Source organism: Streptomyces rugosispiralis (genome assembly GCF_024505145.1).
GTDB classification, from domain to species: domain Bacteria; phylum Actinomycetota; class Actinomycetes; order Streptomycetales; family Streptomycetaceae; genus Streptomyces; species Streptomyces rugosispiralis.
Window position 1 is genome coordinate 123827 of record NZ_JANIAA010000001.1, and the last position, 20134, is coordinate 143960.

The window sequence follows — 20134 nt, forward strand, 5'->3', positions numbered from 1 at the left end:
GATGGCTCACGGGCCGGTGCCGGTGCCGGTGCACGGCGGCTCCGAGGGCGTTCCGGGCGGCAGCTGGTGCTTCCGTTCGTCGTCGGTGTAGTCGCGGCCCATGCCCTCGCACAGGTCCTTGAACCAGGTGTCGGGACGCAGGTCGAAGGACTGCCGCCAGTCGTCGCCGGCCATTGTCAGCCGGCTGCCCCGGACGACCACCGTGTGGCCGCCGCCCGGCATCCGAATAGCGCCGACCCGGTCAGCGGTGGCGGCCTCCCACAGCTCGAGATCGGTCGCGTACGAGAACGTGACCACTGTGCCTTCGTCGGTTACCCCGACCACGTCACCGGTACTGTCGACCGCTATACGCGGGCCTTGGGCACGTTGCCCGGCCACCCCCCAGCGGCGCAGAAAGCCGTCGTACTGCTGCACCACCAGTTCCTCGCCATCCGGCGAGAAGACCATGCTGGAGCCGCCGTAATCCGAGTAGACCGTGCTGATCCGATCGCCGGACAGTACGCCCGTCCGCTTGCGGGCCCGGATGTCCCACAGCTCCACCCTGCCCCGCTCGGCGTCATTCCGGGCCGCCACCGCGACCTGGTCCGGATGGCCAGGACGGGCACGGATCTGACCGATCCCCGCGAACGGATTGCCGGAGTCCAGGGGTGTGCGGTCGGCCCACAGCGGCGGTCCGATCTGCACGCCGCGTTCCGGGTCCACCCGCAGCAGGGCGCCGCCCGCCGTCAGCACGGCGACATCCCCGCCGTACAGCGGCTCGGCCGCGTCCACGGTTCCCAATTCCTTGTCGGTATCGGGTCCCATGTCCAGCCGCACATCCATCCGGCCGGCCAGGTCACGAGCGGCGTACGTGGACATCTTCGTACCGTTCAGCTCCCACACCACGAGCCGCGTGGACCGCGCGGTCCATGTCACCTGCCAAGCCTGGCTACGGCGGGTACGGGGAAGTGCGGCGGTGCGGTGGTCGCCGCTCACCAGGTCCATCACCTCCAGCCGGCCGTGGGACACCCGCGCCAGGCGCCGCCCGTCGGATGACAGCGCCCCGACGGAGGTATCCGACTTATCCGGCACTCGGGCGACTTCGCGGTGTGCCTCGACCACCATCAGAGTGTCGCCGACCGGAGCCAGCACCCGCACCCCGCCGCCCGCGCGCGATACGACGGCGATCAGATCCCGTGGCTCGCTGTCCACCGGTACCCGGGTCCGGTAGGTCTCGCCCGTGGTCGGCCGGGTCAGCGCGATCTCGCTGTATCCGCCGCTCTCGACCTCCTGGGTATCGAACAGGTACACACCGGTGGCATCCGGCGTCGTGGTGCCGCCGGGGAGCCGCGCGCTCGACCCCCTGGCCAGGTCATGGAGATATGACCTTGACGAGGAGTCCGACTCGATGGCGTAGGCTCCACCGCCGGCGAGCCACCATGACCCGGCCTTGGTATGGCTTGAGATCTTCCGCACGGGTCTTCCGGTACGCAGATCGCGCACCACCACCTCCCTGTTCTTGCCCCGGAGCCAGGGCAGCAACAGCACGGTGTCAGGGTCCACCCCGAACGCCGCATCGCTCAGCACGACACCGCGCGGGATCACTTCGTCCGCCACGGGCAGTGACTGGCCGCTGCCCGCGTCCCATGCACCCAGGAGCCCCTCGCGGCCGTCGTCCTGCGGCAGTGGTCTGCTGAACGTGAGCAGCCGCAGAAGCCGGCGGCTGTCCGCGCTGAAGTCCAGGCGCGCACTGTTGACGTTGCGCTCGCCCGCCACCTCACGCGCCAGCACCCGGGGCCCGCGACTGGTGCCGTCCAGCCGCCAGAGCAGTACGCCGCCCTCGGGTGTGGCCATCGCGTAGTGCCGACCGTCCGGGCTGACGGCACTGCGTATGTCGCCCTCGGGCACACCGCGCAGCGCGTAGTGGCGCGGTTTTCCCTCCGGTACCCCGGTCACCACGGCCACCTGCTGCGGGCCGACGCCGGACGGTTTGGACCGCACCACCATGGTGCGTCCGTCCGGTGTGGCGTCCAGCTCCTGCGCCCGGCCCCGCCACAGGCCCCGGTAGCTGCCCCGTAGGTACTGTCCACGCACGTACTGGCGGAGCAGCGCCGCCCGGGCCTGCGGCGTGTGCTCGGTGTGCCAGGCGGCCAGTGCCAGCTGCACCGCCGTTCCGGGGGCGCGTTCGGACTGCTTGTCCGATGCGTCGGCGAGCGTCCGGGAGGCGAGCGTCCGCAGCTTGGCCTCGGTCTCCCGCCGATTCTGCGCGGCGACCACCGCCAGTGTCGACGCCGTCAGCAGCAGTGCCGCGAGTGCCGCGACAGCGGCCTGCCACGCCCGTACGCCGCGCCGCTCGTGCCGCCGTCCGGCCTGGATGTACGCGCGCTCGCCGGAGGTGATGTCTTCGGGCCTGCGCTTCAGCCAGTCTTCCGCCTCGGCGAGCAGCCGCCCGCGCAGCAGCCCTCCCGCTTCCTCGTTCCGGGCCTCCCACCGAGCCAGGTCGCGCCGCAACTGCTCCTGCCAGCCCCGGAACACCCGGCTGTCCTCCAGCCAGTCGTGCAACCGGGGCCACAGCCTCGTGAGTGCCTCATGAGCGAGGTCGACGATCTCGGTGCCCTCGGATGTACGGCCGAAGACGACCAGTTTCCCCGGTGCGAGTCGGCGTGCGACCGCCACCGCGGCGGTGTCGAGGTCGGCGACCGGGGTGGGGCGGCGGGTGAAACCGCCACGGTCGTCCGGGCGGGCCAGTTGGACGAACAGCCGCCGGGCCGCGGACTCATCGGAGGCGGGGACGTGTGCGCGGAAGGCCTCTTCGGCGTATCCGACCAGCGCCCCGGCGACGCCGCCCAGTTCCTGGTACGCGGCGTGTGTCAGCATGGAGCGCTCTCGGCGCTCCCACAACTGGGTCAGCGCGAACTCCGTCAGAGGCATCCGGCCCGGCTCGCCCGCCGCGTCCTCGACGATCCGCTCCGCCAGACCGGGTTCCAGCCACAGCCCCACAGTGGCGTCGACCGGCCCGGTGACGGCCTGGCGCAAACCCTTGGCGGAGAGCGCGGCGAGGAAGATCACGGCGTCGCTGAGCGCACCGGAGGTCTCAGGGGTCACCAGGACGTCGAGCGACTCGGGGCGCGCGGTGGCCACCACCCGCGTACCGCTCCCGGTTCCCTCGTCCGGCGCTTCCGCGACCGCTGCCAGCAGGGAGAACAGCTCACGCGCCGCAGCCGGTTCGGCGGCCGCGTACTCCTCCAGCTGGTCGACGAAGATCAGGTGTCCGCCGCTCCCTCCCCGCCGCCCCAGCGCGGCCCCCAGCCCGGCGGCCACCTCTTGCTTTCTCCCGTCACGCGCCCCGTCGTCCAGGAGCCCGGCCAGTTCCTCGCTCTTGCGCAGCCGCTCGACCTCCCCGGCCGCCGGCTCCAGCACCGGCACCACCGCCCGCGCCAGCGCCGTCCAAGGCCGTACGCCCTGCACCGGCCGCAGCACGGACACGGTCGTGCCACGCGCCCGTAACACGGGCAGCAGCCCGGCACGGACCAGGGAGGACTTCCCACATCCGGACGGCCCGGCCAGGACGGTGAACGGACGCGTTCCGACCGCCTTCGCCAACCGTTCGGCGTCGTCCTGCCGCCCGTGAAAGAACTCCGCGTCCTCTTCCCCGAACACCGCCAGCCCGCGGAACGGGCACCTTGGCCGCAGCACCTCCTCGTCCACCAGCGCCGCGGACGGCACCAGATACGCCGTCCCCGCCAGCCCGCCGCGCCCGGCGGCGACGGTCATACCGACGACTCCGCCCTGGGAGTCGTCCCATACCGCCGAACCGCTGAAGCCCGCCCCGATCCGCGAACCGCTGTCGGGTTCGGCGTCCATCTGCAGCCAGCCGGCGCCCTGGGTGGCCCGCAGCGTCCCGGAGGCCCACACTCCGTGCGTGGCGCCCTCCGGGAAGCCGTACACCCGGAAGGTGTGTCCCCATACCGCCGACCCGTCGACCAGTGGCACCGGCCGCGCGTTCGACACCGTACGGTCCAGCCGCAGCAGCGCCACATCTCCGCTGTCATCCCGCTTCACCGGCTGCCAGGAGACGACCTCGGCGAGGGCCTCGGGGATCGTCCCGTCCTCTTCACGGAGAAGCGGGAATTCGACACGAACGGTGCCTTCGGGCGCCCGAGTCAGGTCTCTGGGCAGCCCGAGCGCGTCGGCGACCACATGCGCGCAGGTGCACACGAGGTCGGGGGCGATCAGGAAACCCGCCCCCGCCACAACCCCGCTGCCCCGTACCCTGGCCGCACCGGATTCCAGCGGCCTTTCGCCCCAAGGGACCCCCGTGCGGGTCATCATCCCCGGTCGCTGGTGCCCCATTCCAGACGTACGGTGAAATTGGCCTCGCTGGCCGCCTTGGCCACCACGACCCCCGCCTCCGCGGAGAGCTTGATGCCGAACTCGACGCTCACGGTGTCCGGTTGTTGCGCCATGTCGCGTACGCTCCGGGCGACCGCCTCCAGCGCGGGCCGGATGTGGGTCAGGGCCTCCTGCAGAGTCTCGGCGGAGCCGCTCACCACGTCGGCGACTCGGCCCACCCGGTCGATCCCGGTGTCCTCCGGCCCGTCGACCTCGACCCGCATCGCCGTTCCATCGCCGAGCAGCATCTTCCCGACCCGCGTCATCCCGCCCCCATCTGGGTTGTCCGTCTGCGGAGAGACTAAGGCGTGATGCACAAGGCCGTGAACTGGCGGCCTGGCCAACGGCGTTGGCGCGCTCCGCGCATGCCGCGCTCCGCGGTCCTCCCCGAGGTGGTGGCGGCCGCCGAGCAGTCGCGTCCGCACACCACTCACGCGGACCGCGTGCGGCTGGTGAGCCCGGACGTCGGGTACGCCCTCGGCTCCCCCGGCCCGACCCGCCGGGTCAGGTGCCGGCGCATCGAGTCGGCCTCGGCGGCCGCCTCGAGTCCGTCGTGGGCGGACACGTCGAAGGTGCCACCGGACGTCAGAATCCCGGGCTCGGCGGCGCAGACCCGGATACGGCCAGGCCGCGCCTGCCGCCCGGCACCCGCTTGGCCGGAGCGTGGCCGGTCGTGGCGGTGGGGCCCCGCCGGCCGCCCCCGACAGGACTGTGGCCGGTAGGCGTTTCCCGGCCCCTGGCCAGGCCTGGGGCGCTCAGCCGGTGACGATCTGGGCGAGGGCCGCGTGGTTGTGGTAATCGCGGGACTCGACGATCCGGCCGTCGCGAACGCGCAGCACGATCACGTTGGCCGTGGTGAGCAGTTGGTCGGTACCGGGCACGCGCATCTCGTAGTCCCATTCGGCCACGATGACCTCCGCGTCGGCCGTCTCGTGGATGACGACGTTCTTCGCGGTCGCCTCGAACCACTCCCGCAGTCCGTCCAAAAGCCGCCGCAGGCCCTCCTGACCGCGGGTCACGGTCCGCTCCGGCACCGCGAACGGGTGCTCCAACACGATGTCCTGCGCGTAGAGCTGCCGGAGGCTGTCGAAGTCGCGGTTGACCATGCCGGCCAGCAGCTTCTCGAAGACCGCGCGCGGGCTGTCACTCAATGTCCCTGCCCCTTGAAACAATCGGAGGATTCCTCCGCTTCACTTATACGGAGCGACGTTCCGATTGTCAACGAGGGGCGCCGCGGCCGGACTCGCCGCCGCGAAGGGTCGCCACGAGCGATCCTGTCGGTTGTTCCCGAGACCCTGTTGGCTGTCCCTGAAGGCGCCCCGCGTCGGCTCTCGGCCGCGGGCCCGGTTCAGTCCGGCAGTCCGGCCAGCAGACTGCGGCGCGCGGAGTCCACGTGTTCCTCGGCCAGGCGGGCCAGCGTGCGGCGGTCGCCGGAGCGCAGCAGCGCGGCCAGTTCCCGGTGCTCGTCGACCACGCGGGCGCGGTAGTGGTCGTAGCCCGCGTCCGCGCGGCGCAGTTGGAAGAGGTGCAGCTGCGAGCGGATGGCCCGCCAGGCGGTGGTCAGCCTGCCGTTCCCCGCGGCGGTGTAGATCTGGTCGTGGAAGGCGATGTCCAGCGCGACCAGGCGGCGGGTGTCGGCGGTTCCGGCGATCTCAGCCGCCATGTCGGCGACCAGCTGGTCCAGCCGGGACAGCTGCTCCGGGGTGGCGGTACGCCGCGCGGTGGTGGTGGCCAGCCGGTCCAGCGCGGCGCGCAGCGTGTAGACCTCCTCCACGTCCTGCGCTGTCACGTCGATGACGGTGGTGCCCCGGTGCCAGCCGCCGCGGACCAGCCCCTCTCGTTCCAGTTGCGCCAGACCCTCGCGGACCGAGCCCCGGCTCACGTCGAGGTGCGCGGCCAGCTCCACCTCGCGCAGCGCGGCCCCGGGCGGGAAATGTCCGGAGAGGATGGCCGCTCGCACCAGGTCGGCGGCTTCGTCGGCCAGCCCGCGGCGGGGGGCCTTCGGCAGTGCGGATGACATGCCTTGATGTTGACATCAAGACATCTCTGACACCAGTCGTTCCGCTCCGCTGATGTTCTAATGTTGACATTGAGACATCGGCCCGAACATGCTGTTCCGGTCAGCGAGCCCACCGGAGAGGCCTCACGATGTCCCACCGACCCGCCATGCGCCTGGCCATCCCAGTCAACGATCTGACCGCCGCCCGCCACTTCCACGGCCGGATGCTGGGTCTGTCCGAGGGCCGCAGCACCGATCACCGGAACGCCCTGGAATTGACGTCCTTCCGTGACGGGTCCATGGTGTTCGCCCGATGAGGGGCGTACTCGTGACCGGCGGTTCGCGCGGCATCGGCCGGGCAGTCGCGCTGGCCTTCGCCGAAGGCGGCGACCGCGTCGCGATTCAGTACGCCGGACGCCGCTCCGACGCCGAAGAGACCCTGCGGCGGCTGCCGGGCGAAGGACACGCGTTGCTCCAGGCAGACCTGGGCGAGCCCGACGCAGCCGAGCGGCTGGCAGCCGAGGCGGCTACCGCGCTGGGCGTTGTGGATGTGCTGGTGAACAACGCGGCCGTCGCGCCCACGGCGGACACTCGGCACCCGATCCCAGACACCCCGTTGGCCGACTGGCAGCGGATCTGGCGCCGCATGGTCCAGGTCAACCTGCTCGGCGCGGCCGATCTGAGCTGGGCCGTCGCCCGCCACCTCATCGACCGCGGCGCGGGCGGGGCGATCGTGAACATCGGCTCACGCGGTGCGTTCCGGGGGGAACCGGATTTCCCGGCCTACGGGGCGACCAAAGCCGCACTGCACGCCCTCGGCCAGTCGCTGTCCGTAGCGCTGGCCCCGCATGGCATCGCCGTCACCTCGGTCGCGCCCGGTTTCGTGGCCACCGAGCGGCAGGCCGCGAAGCTGTCCGGACCGGAAGGCGAGCGGCTGCGGGGGGAGAGCCCGTTCGGCAGAGTCGGCACCCCGGCCGAGATCGCCGCCGCGGTCCACTTCCTGGCGTCTCCCGCGGCGGCCTGGGCCTCGGGAACCGTCGTCGACCTCAACGGCGCGTCCTACCTCCGCACATAACCCGCCGACGACCCACGAGGAAAGCGGCCATGCCCACAGATATCGCAGACACCTCACCGAGCCGGACGGCACTGGTTGTCCAGCACCTCGGCTCGAGGACCTCGGCCTGCTCGAACCGTTGCCGCACGAGCGCGGCTACCTGACGCGCTACCTGGACGTCGCCACCCAGCCGGTCGACACCACTCTGGTCCGTGCGGCCGAGCTGGTGGTGGTGCTCGGCGGCCCGGTCGGCGCCAACGACGCCGACCGCTATCCGTTCCTGGCCGACGAACTGGCCGCATTGCGCGCCCGGCCGCCGACGGGTCGCCGACGCTGGGAAGCTGCCTCGGCGCGCAGTTGCCGGCCCTCGCACTGGGCGCACAGGTCACTCCCGGCGCGGCACGAGAGATCGGCTATGCCCCGGTGAGGCCCACCCCGGAAGGGACGGCTTCCCCGCTGCGCCACCTGGCAGGAGTGCCGGTACTGCACTGGCACAACGACATGTTCGGCATCCCCGAGAACGCACAGGTCCTGGCCGACACTCCGGCCTGTCCGCACCAGGCCTTCGCGCTCGGCACACGGATCCTCGCCCCGCAGTTCCATCTGGGGACCCCCGCGCAGGACATCGAGAGGTGGCTCGTCGGCCACGCCGAAGCCCTGGCCGCGGCAGACATCCATCCGGCGGAACCGCGCCGGGCGGCATCCGAGGCAGCACCCGAGCTGCACCCGCGGGCCATCGCGACCGTCACGGAATGGCTCACCGCGGCGGGCTGCTGATCGAGGGCCCGTCTCCACTCCAGACCTGCGGTTCCGCGTGGGCCGGGAAGGCCGGCCGGTCCCGCGGTCCCCGATCGCCTACGACCGCCGACCACGTCGAAACGCGGTCAGGACTGGTCCAGGGCCCGTTCGATCGCGCGGCGGGCCCGGCCCGCGGCCGCCCGGTCGTGCTGGAGCTGCATGGCCGCGTTCAGTGCCAGCCCGGCGGCGACGATCTCGAACAGCGCCTGGTCGATGTCGAACCCGGCGGGTAGCTCGCCGTTCTCCACCGCCGCGGTCAGGTCCGCCCGCAGCTGTTCCCGCCAGCGCGACCACACCTCGGCCACCGCGTCGCGGACCCGGCCGGGGCGGCCGTCGTACTCGGTGAGCGCCGCGGTCATCAGGCAGCCGCCGGGCAGCAGTGGCGCTTCCAGGTAGCCCACGGAGTTGGCGCACACCGCGCGCAGCCGCCGCAGACCCGGAGGCTCGGCCAGTGCGGGCTCGACCACCCGGTGCCAGAAGTCCACGAACGCCTTGTCCAGCGTGGAGATCTGCAGCGTCTCCTTGGTGCCGAAGTGCTTGTGCACCCCGGACTTGCTCATCTCCAGCTCCTCGGCGAGGCGGCCGATGGTGATGCCGTCCAGCCCTTCCTCGGAGGCGATCTCGGCGGCACGGCCGAGGATCCGTCCCCTGGTGGCCCGCGCTTCGGCCGCTGAGCGTCGTGGTGACATGCGACGAGGATAGCGTACGCACGTTCGCTATTGATTTAGCGAACGCCCGTGCGCTAAATTCCACGGCAACCACCACCGGGACGAAGGAGTGCGGGATGCGGGTACGACGACTGGGCTGGGCCGGACTGGAGATCGAAGGGGACGGCAGGCGACTGGTGATCGACTACGTACGGGACCTCTCACCGCTGTTCACGGGGTGGAAGCCCGGCGAAGGGCTGGCGGTGCCGAGCGGGGAGGTCACCGCCGCGCTCGTCACCCACCTGCACCGGGACCACACCGACGCGTCCGCGCTCGCGGACACGCTGACGCCGGGGGCGCCGGTGCTGCGACCGGCACCCGGCCACGGCGACGACGTGGACAACGTGACGACGCTGCCGGCCGAACGCGAGCTGGCCCTGCACCGGCTGGCCGCCGAGGTCGTGGATGTCTGGTCCACCCGCGAAATCGGGCCGTTCCGCGTCACCGCGGTCCCCTCCGTCGACGGGCTGGGCGACCCGCAGCTGAACTGGGTGGTGCAGGCCGACGGGCAGCGCGTCTTCCACGGCGGCGACACGATGTTCCACGGCTACTGGTGGCTCATCGCGCGCCGGTTCAGCCCATTCGACGCCGCGTTCCTGCCCGCCAACGGCGCGGTGGTCGACGCGCCGCACCTGCAGCCGCCGAGCCCGCTGCCCGCCGCGATGGACCCTAGGCAGGCCGCCGCGGCCGCGGAGATCCTCGACGCCCGGTACGCGGTGCCGATGCACTACGAGGCGGAGCAGCCGGACAAGATCGCGGGCTACGTCGAGGTCTCCGACCCGGAGAAGGAGTTCCGCACGCACGCCGGACGGCGCGCACACGTGCTGGCCGTCGGGGAATGGCTGGACCTGGCCACCTGACCGGAAACCCCGCCGCGCCAACGCACTCGGGCACGAGGCGATTGAGGTCGAGGGCTGCTCATCACGTCGGTCCCTCACCCGCTGCCGAGGTGGAGGAATAGAGCCAACGGCGAAGGACGAGGGTCACGGTCGGCATCATCAGATACGTCATCAACGTGCTGAACAGCGGCGCGAGAATCAGCACCCGCGCCGGCAGCGGCAGAGCGCCGAGCGCCGGCCCCAGAAGGCCGTTGCCGATCAGGGAGATCGGGAGTACGGCCGCGAAGGCGGGACCCAGAGCCCGGCGGCCGTGGGAGGTCCGAACAGGCCCCCCAGGTGGCCGGGGAAAGTGGAGGCGGCGCTGGTCACCCGCCCGAACCACTCCCGGAAGTCCGGCTCGTAGCCGGGCTCGACTGTGCGCACGGCGAGCAGGGTGACGTCGGTCGGACCGTCGTCGTCCCTCTCGGTCATCGTTTCCCGTCCTGCCGTCGTGAGCCGTCAGAGCTGTGGTGCCACGTGAACGTGGTGCTTGGTGCCCGGGTGACCACTGCCGGGTGCGCTGCCGCCCGACTGGGTCACTGGTCGAGGATGAAGGTGCCGCCCGCGGCGGTGGCCAGGCCGGGGCCGAATGCCGCTGCCGGGGTATAGGCGCCGGCCGGCGCTTCGCCGCGGGCGAGGCGGGAGGCCGTCTCCGTGAGGACGTCGGCGGTGTAGTCCATGCCGTCGCCGGCGCGGAGCCAGCCTTCGCGATGGGTACCGTCGGGCCAGGTGATGTCGGCATGGCCCCAGGAGTGGGTGCGGGGGCGGGGCGCTTCCTTCACCGCGGTCCGGGCGAGTTGGCGGACGGCGAGTCGGCGCATTCGCGGGATGGACAGGAGGGCGGCGAAGGCGGGCAGGAGCGCGCGGACGATCCGGGAGGTGGGGGCGAGACCGGTGGTGACGACGACGTTCCGCGCCCCGCTCGCGCCTTGCGCGGCGAGGAGTTCGCCCGAGGGGGCGCCGGCGGACTTCGCGGTCTGTCCGTCGGGGAGCGTGTGATTCCGCAGGTCGGCGCCGAGGCGCGTCCTGACCAGGTGGCCGTCCTGGTAGCGGCGTCCGCCACTGGTGACCATGTCCACCATGGCCGCGGCGAAGGCTTCGCCCACGACTCCGGCCGCCATGGCCACCGAGCCGAGGGCGTCGACGCGGACCTGGACGGGGGCGGGACGGTCGCGGCACAGCTCGGCCACGACGGCCTCGGTGGCCAGGACACCGAATCCGGCGCCGGTGACCAGGGTGCTCGCCGCCTCCACGGCTTCCCCGTGCAGCCCCAGCAGGCGAGGGAGCGCGTCGAGGTCGGCGGCGAGATCGACGTAGTGCCCGCCGGGCATGCAGGCGCGAGCGAGGGTCGTAGCGGTCCTGGCGTAGTCCCCGAGAGTGTTGACGACCACGGCCGGACGGCGGCTGCCGATCTCTGCGGCCATGTGCTCCACCGAGTCGCTGATCAGCACCTTCGCGTCCGGTGCGCCCGCATCCGCCGCGGTCTTGCGCAGCCGGTCGCCATCGCGGCCGACCAGCACGATGTCGGCATCGCGCGCGGCCAGCTTGGCGGTGACGGTGCGGCCGATGCGCCCGGTGGCGCCGAGGATCCAGATCTCCCCCATACGGGCGTTCCGGCGGTCCTGGGTCATCGCGAACTTCCTTCCAGCGGGTCCTGGGGGTCGGCGGGCAGCGGCCGACCCCCCAAAGTGATGTCTCACTGTGCCATCACCCAGGCTAGCATCGATGACACTCTGGGACATCACTTGATAGGGTCGGGGCATGGCCAGATGGGACCCCGGCACCGAGGAACGGCTGCGCAAGGCGGCCCTGGAACTGTTCACTGAGCGCGGATACGACCAGGTGACAGTGACCCACATCGCGGAGCGGGCCGGTATCACCCGCCGTACCTACTTCCGCTACTTCCCCGACAAGCGCGAGGTCCTGTTCGCCCACTCCGATGAACTGGCCCCAGCCGTCGCGGAGGCCGTCCGCTCCGCGGCTCCCGGAACAGGCGACATGGCCGCCGTCCTGAACGCGCTGGCCACGGTGGGTACCTACCTGACCGAGCACGCGAAAGACCCGGCCCAGCGCCAGGCCGTGATCCGGTCCAGCCCCGAACTCGAAGAGCGCGAGCGCACCAAACTCGCCGCGCTCACCGACGCCCTCCAAAGCGCCCTCACGAGCCGCGGCACGGCGAACGCCCAGGCGCGGGCGGTGGCCCAACTCGCCAGCCTGGTCTTCGCGAACGCCTTCACGCAATGGATCGAGCTGGGCGGAGCCACCGGCTTCCGGGACTGCCTCCGCAACGCCACCAACACCCTACGAGAGGCGTTGGCCACCGACTGAAATCCGACACCGCCATCCCACTGACCGCCCCGCCAGGACACGACCGGGGTCAGCTCGATCCCCATCTGCTCGGCGGTCTCCTTGCCGGGGCCGGCAGCCCGCTCCACGATGGCGGCCGATTCCTGGCCATGCCCGAGCCCGGACCGGGCAGGACACCGTTCAGTAGGCGTAGATCGATGTTGCCTTGATCCTCCTGTAGGCACCCCACGTCGTGCACAACGTGGTGCTGGTCTTGTTGTACTGGGTGCCGTGTGCCGCGATCTTCCAGCCCGGGTACGCGATGAAGCCGCCGCCCTTCTTGTACAGGCCGCCGTTGCCACCCATCGTGTAGCCCTCCAGCAGATAGTGGTATCCGGCTGCGGAGCGCAGGTACACGCACCCGTCGGAGTGCTGATAGGTGCCGTAGAACGTCCCCGTGCGGGACGCGGCCGTCGTCGGCGCGGCCGTTGCCGGTACCGAGGCGCCGAACACGATGGCCAGAGCGCCCGCGGCCAGAGCCGTCTTCCTCTTCATCATGCTTCCTGCTTTCTCCGGTGCTCCGAGTCGATCACTGCCCCCCGTCGCGGGGCCCTGGCATCGAATCCTTCCTGGTCCCAGGAGGAATGTCCTTGACGCTCAGCGCACTCGTCTTGACCCCCAACGCCCTGCCGGCCCGCCGACGGCGGCGGAGGCGACAGCCACCATCGCCTGACGGGTGGCGGGGCCCAGCACACCCCCCCGATCGGCAGGGCGCGCCAGAGCGTCTGAGGCGTCCGTGGCCCACCGGGGTGCCAGGGGGGGCGCATGCGGTTGCGGCGTGCGGCTGTTGTGCGCCGTGGCCCGCGGGATACGAGGGGAGCGCGCGATGTAAGCACAATCGAGTGAAGGGCGGGGACGGAAATAGTGTGTTTCCGTAGCGCACATCCTGGGCCACGATCGCACTTCGTATGTCCGGCGTGCCTTCAGATCGAGGTGTGCGCGCCGTTGCGGACGGCAACGTATCTGGTCAACATGACTGGTCAGGGAGCCTCCTGCCCCGCCCCGCTGCATCGAGGCGCAAGTGGAGCGAAGTGTTATGTGAGTGAACCACCACCGTGTGCGGCACGGTCTTGCCCACCCCGAAGTCCACGGTCGGTTCCGCCTCGTCGTCGCCTTTCGTGAGCAAGGGAGTGTGCCATGGCTGTGCTGTGCCGCCCGGCGGTGTGGGTACCGGAGAACACCATCTCGATGGAGGAGACGCTGGCGCTGGCGCGCCGGCTGCACGCCGGACACCAGAGGCTTCCGCTGGTCCTGCGGATGATCAAGAACACCGGGGTGGCGAAGCGGCATCTGGTCCAGCCGCTGGCCGTCACCCTGACGCATCCGGGATTCGAGGCCCGTAACCGCTTCTATGTGAGCGAGGCCCGTGCCCGTATCCCGGACGTGGTCAAGGAGGCGCTGTCCGCGGCGGAGGTGACGGCGCGGGACATCGACACGATCGTGTTCGTCTCGTGCACCGGCTTCACGATGCCACCCCTGACCTCCTGGATGATCAACGAACTGGGATTCCGCTCCAACACCCGGCAGATCCCCATCGCGCAGCTGGGCTGTGCGGCCGGCGGGGCGGCCGTCAACAGGGCGCACGACTACTGCCGCGCGTACCCGGGATCCAACGTACTGATCGTGGCGTGCGAGTTCTGCTCTCTGTGCTACCAGCCGGACGACCTCGACGTCGGCTCGCTGCTGTCCGACGGGCTGTTCGGGGACGCGATCGCCGCGGCGGTCATGCGCGGCAGCGGTGGGGAGGGAATGGAGCTGGTGGGCAACGCCTCGCACCTGGTGCCGGGCACCGAGGACTGGATCGCGTACGAGGTGAAGGCCACCGGATTCCACTTCCGGCTGGACAAACGGGTCCCGGGCACCATGAACGTGATCGCGCCCGCACTGTACACGCTCGCCGAGGCACATGGATGGGACGCCACGGCCCTGGACTTCTACATCATCCACGCCGGCGGGCCACGCATCCTGGACGATCTGTGCAGCTATCTGAAGGTGCCGCCGAGCGCCTTCAGGCACAGCCGCGCCACGCTCACCGAGTACGGCAACATCGCCTCGGCCGTCGTCTTCGAGGCACTGCGCCGCCAGTTCGACGAGGGGCTGCCCCCGGGGGCCCGCGGCCTGCTCGCCGGGTTCGGGCCCGGAATCACCGCCGAGTCCTCCCTCGGCGCCTGGATGCACTCCGACCGGGTACGGTCCGGCCGCCGAACGGGCAACGTCGGCGCCTTGCCGGTGAAGCTTCCCGTCCCTCCCGAGCCCGACCTGCACAGTGAAACCCCATCCCCGCACAAGCCCAAGAATCGAGGATCCGCGTGACCGCGTCCGTTCCGCATGCGCCCAGGACCGGGGCCACCCTGTCCCTGGGCGGTGACCTGACGGTCAACCGGCTCGGCTACGGTGCCATGCACCTGACCGGGCCCGGCGTCTGGGGCCCGCCCGAAGATCCGGACCAGGCCGTACGCCTGCTGCGCCGCGCCGTGGACGACCTCGGCGTCGACTTCATCGACACCGCCGACTCCTACGGCCCCGGCTACAACGAGGAACTCATCCGGAAGGCCCTGCACCCCTACCCGGACCATCTGGTGATCGCCACCAAGGGCGGCATGCTGCGCACCGGCCCCGACGACTGGGTGCGGGCCGAGGGACGCAACCCCTACATCGTCGCCCTGGGCAGACCCGAGTATCTGCGCCAGCAGGTCGAGGTCAGCCTGCACCGCCTCGGACTGGAGCGCATCGACCTCTATCAGCTGCACCGCATCGACCCCCTGGTACCGCTGGAGGACCAGCTCGGCATGCTCGCCGAGCTGCGCGAGCAGGGCAAGATCCGCCATATCGGCCTGTCCGGCCAGCCCGAGGTCACCGTCGACCAGCTCGAACAGGCCGCCGAGATCGTGGACATCGTGGCGGTGGAGAACCTCTACAACATCGCCGACCGGTCCGGCGAACCGGTCCTCAGATACGCCGAACAGCGCGGCATGGTCTTCATCCCGTGGTTCCCGCTCGGCCACGGCGACCTGGTCGGCCCCGGTGGCATCCTCAGCAAGGCCGCCCAACGGTACGGGGTCACCGGAGCCCAGCTCGGACTGGCCTGGCTGCTGCGCCACGCGCCCAACACCCTGCTCATCCCCGGCACCACGTCGCTGACCCATCTGGAGGAGAACCTCCGGGCCCATGAGGTCCGGCTCACCGACAGCGAGTGGGAGGAGATCGAAGCACTCTGCGCCACGGTCACCCCGTGGCGGCCCAAGCCGGTGCGGAAGCACCGGGGAGGGGCGCGATGACCCGCGCCTCCAAGGGGGCCGAGCATCCGCACACCGAGATCCTGCGCACCATCTACCGGGATCTGACCAGACTCGCCGACTTCGCCGCGGACGACATCGTGCTGCACCGTGCGGACCGGACCGCGGAAGACCCCCGGGTACGCCGTGGCATCAGGGCCGTCCGCGCCCATGAGCAGGCGCTCCTCCGCATGACCGAGTACACGCTGGTCATGGACGTGGAGCAGATCACGGCCAACGACCACTTCGGCACCGTTCTCGGGGTGCTGCGGGCCGAGCGTCCCCGCGAGATCTCCGTGCCGTTCTGCGGTCTGTGGCGGTTCGTCGACGGCCGGATCGCCGAGCACTGGGAGAACGCCTCCTGCGGACCGGCCGAACTGCGACGCCTGTTCACCCCACCCCCTTCGTTCTGGCCTCTGGCCGACGCCGGCTGACCCGGACGATTCGGCTCAATGGGGGCCCAGACCAACGGAGCCCTCATGCACACCTCCGACCGCGCCACCACACCCACGCGGGAAGCCCGGGTCATGGCCTTCCTCGACGGCCATGACCTGGTCGGCCTACCGGCCGGCGAACCGAACCTGACGGTACGGGAACTGCTCATCGCGGTGCACCGGGTCAGCGTCACGCACCCCGCCCCGCCCCGCGCGTCGCCACCGGAGCGGGTGACCCCGCGGTGCGGTCCCGGACCGGGGGAACCATCGTGGAGGGACCGGCCCGCCGTGCCGCCCGACCCGGCCACGTACGACCGGTACGGATGTGGCGGCCGGAGCGGGCCCCGCGCACGCTCCCGGCCACGCCGACCGGCCTCGTAACGGGCGTGGCCGGTCACGGTCCGCCTAAATTCCGTGGAGGCGCTCGGCACCCACGTGCTCTACTCCCACCATGGGCAGCTCGAACATGTTCTACCGCGGATCGGGGTTCTGGGTTCGCGACTCCCAGGCCGAGGTGTGGCTGTACCTTCTCGCGCAGGAGGCCAAGGCGGTAGCCGCTCCTGCCGAATGGCTTGTTGCCGCCCGAGAGGACTGGGAGCTGCAAGCCACGGTCGGGTTCGTGGGATTTGTGTCGTCCCGCCTGGACGACCACGTCGGAACGCATCCCGATCGCGTCGCCCTCACGCTCGAACTGTCGGAGCGCGTGCTGCGGCGACTGCTCGCGTGGTCCCCGGCCATCCCGAAGGACGTGGCGAACTCCTTCGGCACGGGCGGGCCGGGCTCGCTGTTCCTCCAAGACCCGCCCACCGACTCCTTCTTGGCATGCGGTCGCGCCTTCATCAGCCTTCTCCGCGGGGAGTTCCCTCCCGGGTTCGACCGGTGGGCGCTTTGAGCTCACGCGGTAGAACGCGAGGAGATGCCGAAGACCGCCAGCGGCAGGAGCGAGGCCGGCCCGGACGCCGCCCGGACGTGGTCCTGACCGGCCGAGGCTACGACCACGACACGTACCGCCGCCTGAACCCGACTTGCACCTGACGCCAACGTCAGGTTTTAGCGTAGCGTGCGTCGGCGCCCGCCGATCATTCACAAGGCCACTGAGCCACGAACGGCCAGTTCAGGCCGTGTCGGAAAGGCAGAACGTCATGCGCGCAGCCCGCTATCACGAGTACGGCGGTGGGGAGACCCTTGTGGTCGAGCAGGTGCCGGAGCCGCATCCCGGGCCCGGCGAAATCCGTATCCGTGTCGCGGCGGCCGGCGTCAATCCCGTCGACTGGAAGGTGCGTTCCGGTGCGGTGCGCGAGGTGCTCCCGGTGGACCTGCCCGCGATTACCGGGCGTGACGCCGCCGGCGTGGTCGACGAACTGGGTGCGGGCGTGCAGGGGGTGAGCATCGGCGACCGTGTCTTCGGGCTGGGCGGCGTCACCGGCGCGACAGCGGAGCTGGCCGTGCTCTCGGCCTGGGCCCACGCGCCCACCACGTGGAGCGACGAGGAGGCCGCCGGCGCCGGTCTGGCATCCGTGACCGCGATGGGCGGGCTGAAGGCGCTCGGTCCCCTGCGCGGGCGCACCCTTCTCATCGAGGGCGCCGCAGGAGGCGTGGGCAGTGCCGCGGTCGAGATCGCGGTGGCTCAGGGCGCCACCGTGATCGGGACGGCCAGCGAGCGCAACCACGAGTTCCTCACCTCTCTCGGAGCCGTTCCCACCACCTACGGCACCGGCCTCGCGGAGCGCCTCGCCACCCTGGCTCCGGACGGTGTCGACATCGCGCTCGACACCGCGGCTTCCGGGTCCCTGGCCGATCTCGTCGCGATCGTGGGCGACCCCGCTCGCGTGTCGACGATCGCCGACCACACCAACGCGCATCGCCTGGGTGTGCGTCTGGCCAACGCGGAGAACGACTCCACGCTCCTCGCCGAAGCGGGCGAACTCGGCCGGCAAGGCCGCTACACACCGCGCATCGAGCGGACCTACCCGCTCGAACAGATCGCGGAAGCGCACGCGTACGCCGAGCGCGGACACACGCGAGGGAAGATCGTGGTCCGCGTCTGAGCTTGTCCCACCGTTCGGGGCTTCCCACGGCTTCGGCCGCGGGAAGCCGGCATGACGACCGCCACCGGCGCGAGGGCCTGATGCTCAGTGGCCCGTAGATCACCCGGTGTTTGAACCCCGAACACCGCACAGCGGGACCACGGACGAGCGCGCCGCGCACACTGCGGTGGCCCTGGGGGTTCGCGGCAGCCCCGCCCCCGTATAGGTCACCACCGTGGCCGTTCGCTCAGCGGGATGCCAAGAGTCCGTACAGCAGAGGGATCCCCGGCTCCGGCAGCCGCCACCAGCCGGATGAGCCACGAACCATATGGGGCCAGCGCGGCCAGGGCAGTTCCGGGCTCTCGCGCAGCCGTCGGATGTCCAGACCGGCTCCGATCAGGGCATTGACGACCTCCCCCAGCCCGTGCATCCACTCGTAGCTGTCGGTGGCGCCCTCGACGGCCGGGCCGTCGGTGTAGGTGTGTGTCGCGTCGCGGTGCACCGGGCCGCTGCCGCCCAAGTAGTCATGCCGGAGCAGGAGTTCGGGTCCCTCTCCGGGGGCGGGCTTGGGGCCCAGCGAGTTGAGGAGCGGGTGGAACTCCACGACGTACAAGCGGCCGCCGGGACGCAGCAGTCCGGCGACGACACCGGCCCAGCGGTCCAGGTCGGGGAGGTAGCACAGGGCGCCCTTGCCGGTGTAGACGACGTCGAACCGCCGCCCGCCGAGGGCCTCCACGGCGTCGTACACATTGGCCTGTACGTACCTCACGTCGAAGCCGGCACCCGACGCGATGCCGGTCGCCGCCGTCACAGACGCCGCGGAGAAATCGAGGCCGACGGTCCGCGCCCCGCGCTGCGCGAAGGCGATCGTCTCCGTGCCGAGGTGGCACTGCAGGTGCAGCACGTCGCGCCCGGCCAGCTCGCCGAGGTCGTCCCACTCCCACGCGGCGAACCAGCGGGACGGGTCGGACTCCCCGTCGATCCCGTAGAACCGGCTGGCGAGGTGGACGGGGGTCCGGGCGTCCCAGTTCGACTGGTTGGCCCGCATCATCCGCTCGTACGCGTCGGTCATGAACTCACTATCGCAGGCATCCCGCAGGAGGCAGGGAAACCCCAGGAATGTCGCCGGGCAGACCGTGGCCGGAAACCACACCGGGTGATGTGGGCGCTGCGGCGCCATTGCCTGCTCGGCGCACTCGAAGGCAGCCGCCCGGTCGCCCGCGAGCTGGGCGGTCGGAGGCTTCCGGCCCCGGCGGAAAAGAGATCCGTATAGGCGTTCCGGGCGAGGTCAGTGCGTGAAGGTGCGGCGGTAGGCGGTGGGGGTGGTGTCCAGTGTGCGCCGGAAGTGCAGCCGCAGGTTGGCGGCTGTGCCCAGCCCGCAGTCCCGGGCCACCTGATCCACCGAGCGGTCCGTGGTTTCCAGCAGTTCCCGCGCCTTGCCGAGACGGGCGTTGAGCAGCCACTGCAACGGGGTCGTGCCCGTCTCCTCGGTGAACCGGCGCATGAAGGTGCGCTGCGAGAGCCCCGCGTGCCGGGCGAGCACGCGGAGCGTGAGCGGCTCCTCGAGCCGCTGCAGGGCCCATCCCCGGGTACCGGACAGCGATGCTTCACCGGCCACCACGACCGGAGTCGGTACGTACTGGGCCTGCCCGCCGTCGCGATGCGGGGCGGCCACCAGACCGCGAGCGATCTGGTTGGCCACCACCGCCCCCAGGTCGCGGCGGACGAGGTGCAGGCATAGGTCGATGCCGCAGCACACCCCGGCCGACGTGAGCACGTCGCCCTCGTCGACATAGAGCACGTCGCGGTCGACCTTGACGGCCGGGAAGTCCCGCTCGAGCTCATCGATGTGCTTCCAGTGGGTCGTGGCGTGCAGCCCGTCCAGCACGCCCGCCGCGGCCAGCGCGAAGGCGCCCGTGCAGATCGACACCACCCGCCGGCCCCGGTCACGGGCCTCGGCCAGCACGCCGAGCACGGCATCCGGCGGCCGAAGGAGCGGTTCGTACCCCGGCACGATCACGGTGTCGGCGGCGCGCACCCGCTCCAGGTCCCCACCGGCGACCAGGGCGAAGCCCGCCGTGGTGGCCACCTGCGAATCGAGCGCGCACACGGTCAGCTCATAGGGGGTCTCCGGCCGGGCGTTGAAGATCTGCGTCGGGATCGCCAGGTCGAGCGGGGTGACCCCGTCCAGCACCAGGACCGCGACTCGATGCACTGTCATGGCAAGATTCTATCGAAGTGAGGT

The 20134-nt window shown here is 71.1% G+C and carries 21 protein-coding genes; 11 read left to right on the top strand and 10 right to left on the bottom strand.

The features are described from left to right. Positions 1–6 precede the first annotated feature (6 nt). The 4 genes from NP777_RS00545 to NP777_RS00560 all read right to left on the bottom strand — a co-directional run bounded on the left by NP777_RS00545 (position 7) and on the right by NP777_RS00560 (position 6391). Positions 7–4233 carry an nSTAND1 domain-containing NTPase gene (locus NP777_RS00545; protein WP_256647966.1) on the bottom strand — a complete coding sequence of 1409 codons (4227 nt, stop codon included), beginning with the start codon at positions 4231–4233 and terminating at the stop codon, positions 7–9. Positions 4234–4307: 74 nt separating this feature from the next. After that, positions 4308–4637 (bottom strand): CU044_2847 family protein, encoded by a 330-nt coding sequence (locus tag NP777_RS00550; protein WP_256647967.1) that lies wholly within the window; start codon positions 4635–4637, stop codon positions 4308–4310. Between the two features lie 489 nt (positions 4638–5126). Beyond that, entirely contained in the window at positions 5127–5522 is a 396-nt protein-coding gene (locus NP777_RS00555) for a nuclear transport factor 2 family protein (RefSeq protein WP_256647968.1), read from the bottom strand. Between the two features lie 197 nt (positions 5523–5719). Continuing rightward, positions 5720–6391, bottom strand: coding sequence for a GntR family transcriptional regulator (locus NP777_RS00560; RefSeq protein ID WP_256647969.1), 672 nt, complete (start codon positions 6389–6391; stop codon positions 5720–5722). A 128-nt stretch (positions 6392–6519) separates the two neighbouring features. On the opposite strand from NP777_RS00560, the gene NP777_RS00565 reads away from it, so the two are divergent. The 4 genes from NP777_RS00565 to NP777_RS00580 all read left to right on the top strand — a co-directional run bounded on the left by NP777_RS00565 (position 6520) and on the right by NP777_RS00580 (position 8201). Continuing rightward, positions 6520–6687 (top strand): hypothetical protein, encoded by a 168-nt coding sequence (locus NP777_RS00565; protein WP_256647970.1) that lies wholly within the window; start codon positions 6520–6522, stop codon positions 6685–6687. Then, on the top strand, positions 6684–7445 hold the full coding sequence (locus NP777_RS00570; protein ID WP_256647971.1) for an SDR family NAD(P)-dependent oxidoreductase: 762 nt from the start codon (positions 6684–6686) through the stop codon (positions 7443–7445). The genes NP777_RS00565 and NP777_RS00570 overlap by 4 nt, the downstream gene beginning before the upstream one ends. Positions 7446–7563: 118 nt before the next feature. Then, positions 7564–7851 (top strand): hypothetical protein, encoded by a 288-nt coding sequence (locus NP777_RS00575; RefSeq protein ID WP_256647972.1) that lies wholly within the window; start codon positions 7564–7566, stop codon positions 7849–7851. After that, positions 7782–8201: a hypothetical protein gene (locus NP777_RS00580; protein WP_391858433.1), complete on the top strand. Its 420-nt coding sequence runs from the start codon at positions 7782–7784 to the stop codon at positions 8199–8201. The genes NP777_RS00575 and NP777_RS00580 overlap by 70 nt, the downstream gene beginning before the upstream one ends. Before the next feature lie 107 nt (positions 8202–8308). Here NP777_RS00580 and NP777_RS00585 read toward each other — a convergent pair whose 3' ends face one another. Next, positions 8309–8911 carry a TetR/AcrR family transcriptional regulator gene (locus NP777_RS00585; protein WP_256647974.1) on the bottom strand — a complete coding sequence of 201 codons (603 nt, stop codon included), beginning with the start codon at positions 8909–8911 and terminating at the stop codon, positions 8309–8311. A gap of 95 nt (positions 8912–9006) precedes the next feature. Here NP777_RS00585 and NP777_RS00590 point away from each other — a divergent pair, with 95 nt between their 5' ends. After that, on the top strand, positions 9007–9789 hold the full coding sequence (locus tag NP777_RS00590) for an MBL fold metallo-hydrolase (protein WP_256647975.1): 783 nt from the start codon (positions 9007–9009) through the stop codon (positions 9787–9789). 237 nt (positions 9790–10026) lie between these two features. Here NP777_RS00590 and NP777_RS00595 read toward each other — a convergent pair whose 3' ends face one another. Next, a complete protein-coding gene (locus tag NP777_RS00595) occupies positions 10027–10239 on the bottom strand; it encodes a hypothetical protein (protein WP_256647976.1) in 213 nt (70 codons plus the stop codon). Positions 10240–10343: 104 nt separating this feature from the next. Continuing rightward, a complete protein-coding gene (locus NP777_RS00600; protein ID WP_256647977.1) occupies positions 10344–11438 on the bottom strand; it encodes a saccharopine dehydrogenase NADP-binding domain-containing protein in 1095 nt (364 codons plus the stop codon). 130 nt (positions 11439–11568) lie between these two features. On the opposite strand from NP777_RS00600, the gene NP777_RS00605 reads away from it, so the two are divergent. Beyond that, complete coding sequence (locus tag NP777_RS00605; RefSeq protein ID WP_256647978.1) at positions 11569–12135, top strand: TetR family transcriptional regulator; 567 nt, start codon at positions 11569–11571, stop codon at positions 12133–12135. Between the two features lie 159 nt (positions 12136–12294). Here the strand turns inward: NP777_RS00605 and NP777_RS00610 are convergent, their stop codons facing one another. Further along, complete coding sequence (locus NP777_RS00610; RefSeq protein ID WP_256647979.1) at positions 12295–12651, bottom strand: hypothetical protein; 357 nt, start codon at positions 12649–12651, stop codon at positions 12295–12297. A 639-nt stretch (positions 12652–13290) separates the two neighbouring features. Between NP777_RS00610 and NP777_RS00615 the strand changes: the two genes are divergently transcribed. From NP777_RS00615 to NP777_RS00635, 5 genes are all read left to right on the top strand, one after another. Continuing rightward, a complete protein-coding gene (locus NP777_RS00615) occupies positions 13291–14466 on the top strand; it encodes a type III polyketide synthase (RefSeq protein ID WP_256647980.1) in 1176 nt (391 codons plus the stop codon). Next, complete coding sequence (locus tag NP777_RS00620; RefSeq protein ID WP_256647981.1) at positions 14463–15431, top strand: aldo/keto reductase; 969 nt, start codon at positions 14463–14465, stop codon at positions 15429–15431. The genes NP777_RS00615 and NP777_RS00620 overlap by 4 nt, the downstream gene beginning before the upstream one ends. Then, positions 15428–15862, top strand: coding sequence for a nuclear transport factor 2 family protein (locus NP777_RS00625; protein WP_256647982.1), 435 nt, complete (start codon positions 15428–15430; stop codon positions 15860–15862). The genes NP777_RS00620 and NP777_RS00625 overlap by 4 nt, the downstream gene beginning before the upstream one ends. 451 nt (positions 15863–16313) lie before the next feature. After that, a complete protein-coding gene (locus NP777_RS00630) occupies positions 16314–16754 on the top strand; it encodes a hypothetical protein (RefSeq protein ID WP_256647983.1) in 441 nt (146 codons plus the stop codon). Positions 16755–17004: 250 nt separating this feature from the next. Continuing rightward, positions 17005–17910 carry an NADP-dependent oxidoreductase gene (locus tag NP777_RS00635; RefSeq protein ID WP_256647984.1) on the top strand — a complete coding sequence of 302 codons (906 nt, stop codon included), beginning with the start codon at positions 17005–17007 and terminating at the stop codon, positions 17908–17910. A gap of 226 nt (positions 17911–18136) precedes the next feature. Here the strand turns inward: NP777_RS00635 and NP777_RS00640 are convergent, their stop codons facing one another. Together NP777_RS00640 and NP777_RS00645 are read right to left on the bottom strand one after the other, a co-directional pair. Beyond that, positions 18137–18961: a class I SAM-dependent methyltransferase gene (locus NP777_RS00640; protein ID WP_256647985.1), complete on the bottom strand. Its 825-nt coding sequence runs from the start codon at positions 18959–18961 to the stop codon at positions 18137–18139. Between the two features lie 216 nt (positions 18962–19177). Next, the gene (locus NP777_RS00645; RefSeq protein WP_256647986.1) at positions 19178–20110 is read right to left on the bottom strand and encodes a GlxA family transcriptional regulator; all 933 of its coding nucleotides are present in this window, start codon (positions 20108–20110) and stop codon (positions 19178–19180) included. Between the last annotated feature and the right edge of the window lie 24 nt (positions 20111–20134).

Excerpts from the sequence above, each read along its gene's own strand:
- NP777_RS00625 (WP_256647982.1), top strand. The coding sequence starts at position 15,428 with ATGACCCGCGCCTCCAAGGGGGCCGAGCATCCGCACACCGAGATCCTG.
- NP777_RS00565 (WP_256647970.1), top strand. The coding sequence starts at position 6,520 with ATGTCCCACCGACCCGCCATGCGCCTGGCCATCCCAGTCAACGATCTG.
- NP777_RS00585 (WP_256647974.1), bottom strand. The coding sequence starts at position 8,911 with ATGTCACCACGACGCTCAGCGGCCGAAGCGCGGGCCACCAGGGGACGG.
- NP777_RS00560 (WP_256647969.1), bottom strand. The coding sequence starts at position 6,391 with ATGTCATCCGCACTGCCGAAGGCCCCCCGCCGCGGGCTGGCCGACGAA.
- NP777_RS00550 (WP_256647967.1), bottom strand. The coding sequence starts at position 4,637 with ATGACGCGGGTCGGGAAGATGCTGCTCGGCGATGGAACGGCGATGCGG.
- NP777_RS00605 (WP_256647978.1), top strand. The coding sequence starts at position 11,569 with ATGGCCAGATGGGACCCCGGCACCGAGGAACGGCTGCGCAAGGCGGCC.
- NP777_RS00635 (WP_256647984.1), top strand. The coding sequence starts at position 17,005 with ATGCGCGCAGCCCGCTATCACGAGTACGGCGGTGGGGAGACCCTTGTG.
- NP777_RS00630 (WP_256647983.1), top strand. The coding sequence starts at position 16,314 with ATGGGCAGCTCGAACATGTTCTACCGCGGATCGGGGTTCTGGGTTCGC.
- NP777_RS00645 (WP_256647986.1), bottom strand. The coding sequence starts at position 20,110 with ATGACAGTGCATCGAGTCGCGGTCCTGGTGCTGGACGGGGTCACCCCG.
- NP777_RS00595 (WP_256647976.1), bottom strand. The coding sequence starts at position 10,239 with ATGACCGAGAGGGACGACGACGGTCCGACCGACGTCACCCTGCTCGCC.
- NP777_RS00600 (WP_256647977.1), bottom strand. The coding sequence starts at position 11,438 with ATGACCCAGGACCGCCGGAACGCCCGTATGGGGGAGATCTGGATCCTC.
- NP777_RS00570 (WP_256647971.1), top strand. The coding sequence starts at position 6,684 with ATGAGGGGCGTACTCGTGACCGGCGGTTCGCGCGGCATCGGCCGGGCA.
- NP777_RS00610 (WP_256647979.1), bottom strand. The coding sequence starts at position 12,651 with ATGATGAAGAGGAAGACGGCTCTGGCCGCGGGCGCTCTGGCCATCGTG.
- NP777_RS00615 (WP_256647980.1), top strand. The coding sequence starts at position 13,291 with ATGGCTGTGCTGTGCCGCCCGGCGGTGTGGGTACCGGAGAACACCATC.
- NP777_RS00590 (WP_256647975.1), top strand. The coding sequence starts at position 9,007 with ATGCGGGTACGACGACTGGGCTGGGCCGGACTGGAGATCGAAGGGGAC.
- NP777_RS00640 (WP_256647985.1), bottom strand. The coding sequence starts at position 18,961 with ATGACCGACGCGTACGAGCGGATGATGCGGGCCAACCAGTCGAACTGG.